Consider the following 2,926-nt stretch of genomic DNA (forward strand, 5'->3'; position numbering starts at 1 on the left):
GTGTTCTCCGGGCTGTAGGGATGCTTGGCATCGGTCTTCTGCCACTGCGTCAGGAACAGCGTCTGCTGCAACTGGTGGTCGGCCTTGCGGATCTCGACATCGCCGTTGAAGCTCTTGACCTTGAGCCCTTCGAGCGCCGCGGCCACCTTGACCGGGTCGGTCGATTTGGCCTTGACAAAGGCTTCGCCCAGCAGGCTGTAGATGTGGATCACGCTGCCGGTGTAGAAATCGTCCTTGAAGCGGGCCTTGAATTCGTCTTGCCATTTGCCCATCTGGCCACCCATGTTGTAGTGGTTGTAGGACACCTGGTAGACCCGCCCGGCGCCGGCCGCGCCCAGCGCCGTGGGCGTGCCGGTGACACCGGTGTAATAGGTGAAGAATTTGCCGTTATAGCCCGACTCATTGGCCGCCTTGATCAGCAGGGCAAGGTCTGAGCCCCAGTTGCCGGTGATGACGGTATCGGCGCCGCTGGCCTTGATCTTGGCAATGTAGGGCGCAAAGTCACGCACCTGGGCGAGCGGGTGCAGGTCCTCACCGACGATCTGAATATCGGGCCGCTTCAGCGCCAACAAGTCCTTGGCGTATTTGGCGACCTGGTGGCCGTGAGCGTAATTCTGGTTCAGCAAGAACACCTTTTTGATGTCGGCCTGGCCCTTCATGAAGGTGGTCAGCGCCTCCATCTTCATCGAGGTGTCGGCGTCCATGCGGAAATGCCAGTAGCTGCATTTGCTATTGGTCAGGTCCGGGTCAACGGCCGAATAGTTCAGGTAAATCACTTCCTTGCCGGGGTTGCGCTCGTTGTGTTTGCTGACCGCGTCGCTGAGCGCCAGGGCCACGCTGGAGCCATTGCCCTGCATGATGTAGCGAGCACCCTGGTCGATCGCCGACTTCAGGGCATTCAGCGACTCGGCCGGGCTGAGTTTGTTGTCGATCGCGACGACCTCGAACTTCACGCCGGCCGGATTTGACGCATTGAACTTCTCGGCAAAGAACTGGAAGCTCTTGACCTGGTTTTGGCCCACCGGGCCCATCAGGCCCGACAGCGCGTCGATATAGACGAGCTTGACGGTCTCGCCTTTTTGCGCCGTGGCCATGCCGGCCCCCAGCATCAAGGCCGCCAGGGCGCCCGCTTGCATCACATGTTTAACTGCGAACATCGTTGTCTCCGATTTGGTTTTTGAACGGGTCAGCCGGTTAGAAAATTCACTCACAGCTCGGCCAAGCGGTGAGCCTTGAACTGCTCGCGCAGCTTCAACTTCAAGAGCTTGCCGGTGGCGGTGTGCGGCAACTCTGTGACAAACACGACGTCGTCCGGGATCTGCCATTTGGCGATCCGGTCTTCAAAAAACGCCAGCATCTGTTCACGGGTCAATTCGGCATCAGGTTTCTTGACCACCACCAAGAGCGGCCGCTCGTCCCACTTCGGATGCGCGCAGGCGATCACCGCCGCCTCAAACACGGCCGGGTGGGCCATCGCGATGTTCTCCAGATCGATCGAGCTGATCCACTCGCCGCCCGACTTGATCACGTCTTTGCTGCGGTCGGTGATCTGCATAAAGCCATAGGCGTCGATGGTGGCCACGTCGCCGGTCGGGAACCAGCCCGGCTCGCCGTCAACGGTGAGCAGCGGCGACTCCGCGTGGCGGTAGTACCGGCTGATCACCCAGGGTCCGCGCACTAGCAAATTACCTGAACTCACCCCGTCCCAAGGCAAGGCCTGCCCGGCGTCGTCAACGACGGTCATGTCGACGCCGTAGATCGCGCGGCCCTGCTTGGCCAGCAAACGGCGCTGCTCGTCCTTGGGCAGGAGCAACTGGGCGGCATTGAGTTTGGAGGCGGTGCCCAGCGGCGACATCTCGGTCATGCCCCAGGCATGGATCACGTCGACGCCGTAGTCATCGATCAGCGTGGCCATCATCGCCGGCGGGCAGGCCGAGCCGCCGATCACCGTGCGCTTGAAGCTGCTGAACTTGAGCCCATTGGCCTTCACATAGGTCAGCAAGCCCAGCCAGATGGTCGGCACGCCAGCGCTGAAGGTGACGCCCTCGCTCTCAAACAGCTCATACAAGGATTTGCCGTCCATATGCGGCCCCGGCATCACCAGCTTGCAGCCGACGATGGCGCAAGAATAAGGCAGGCCCCAGGCATTGACGTGGAACATCGGCACCACCGGCATCACCACGTCGCGGGCCGAGCAGTCCAGCGCATCCGGCAGCGCCGCGCCCATGGCGTGCAAGACGCTGGAGCGGTGGCTGTAGACGGCGCCCTTGGGGTGGCCGGTGGTGCCCGAGGTGTAGCAAATGCTCGACGCGGTTTGCTCGTCAAACTCGGGCCAGGCGTAGTCACCGTCCTCGGCCTCCAGCAGCTCTTCGTAACAGAGCAGGCCGGGCAGCGAAGTTTGCGCCGGCATATGGGCCCGGTCCGTCATCAGCACATAGTGCTGGATGCTGGGCATTGCTGCAGCCAACTGCTCCACCAAGGGCAAGAAGTTCAGGTCAAAGCACAACACGCGGTCCTGCGCGTCGTTGGCGATCCAGGCGATCTGCTCAGGGAACAAGCGCGGGTTGATGGTGTGGCAGACCAGCTCGGAGCCCGACACGCCGTAATAAATCTCCAAATGCCGGTAGCCGTTCCAGGCCAGCGTGGCCACCCGGTCGCCGCTGACGCAACCCAAGCGCGCCAGCGCTTGCGCCAACTGGCGCGAGCGCAGCTCGGCCGCGCGCCAGGTGTAGCGGTGCAGATCGCCCTCGACCCGCTTGCTGACAATTTCGACATCGCCCGCGTGCCGCGCCGCATGCTTGAGCAGCGACGAAATCAGCAGCGAGCTCGTCATCATCTGACCCATCAAAGCCATGCCCTTGTCTCCTGTTTTCGGCGCCCGCCTGAGCCGCGCCACATTGTGAAAATAGTCTAAGTCAGCCTTGCC

General features: G+C 61.9%; 2 protein-coding genes. Both read right to left on the reverse strand.

Annotated features, from left to right (window positions below; genetic code table 11):
• Nucleotides 1–1,136 (reverse strand): branched-chain amino acid ABC transporter substrate-binding protein (locus tag RMO57_RS02625; RefSeq protein WP_414896365.1); only part of this gene is annotated, 1,136 nt, incomplete at its 3' end.
• A gap of 71 nt (nucleotides 1,137–1,207) precedes the next feature.
• A complete protein-coding gene (locus RMO57_RS02630; protein ID WP_310383941.1) occupies nucleotides 1,208–2,854 on the reverse strand; it encodes a 3-(methylthio)propionyl-CoA ligase in 1,647 nt (548 codons plus the stop codon).
• Nucleotides 2,855–2,926: the final 72 nt, after the last annotated feature.

The organism is Roseateles sp. (genome assembly GCF_031397715.1).
Taxonomy (GTDB): Bacteria; Pseudomonadota; Gammaproteobacteria; order Burkholderiales; family Burkholderiaceae_C; genus Paucibacter_A.

Coding starts and splice junctions, on each gene's coding strand:
- RMO57_RS02630 (WP_310383941.1), bottom strand. CDS start 2,854: ATGGCTTTGATGGGTCAGATGATGACGAGCTCGCTGCTGATTTCGTCG.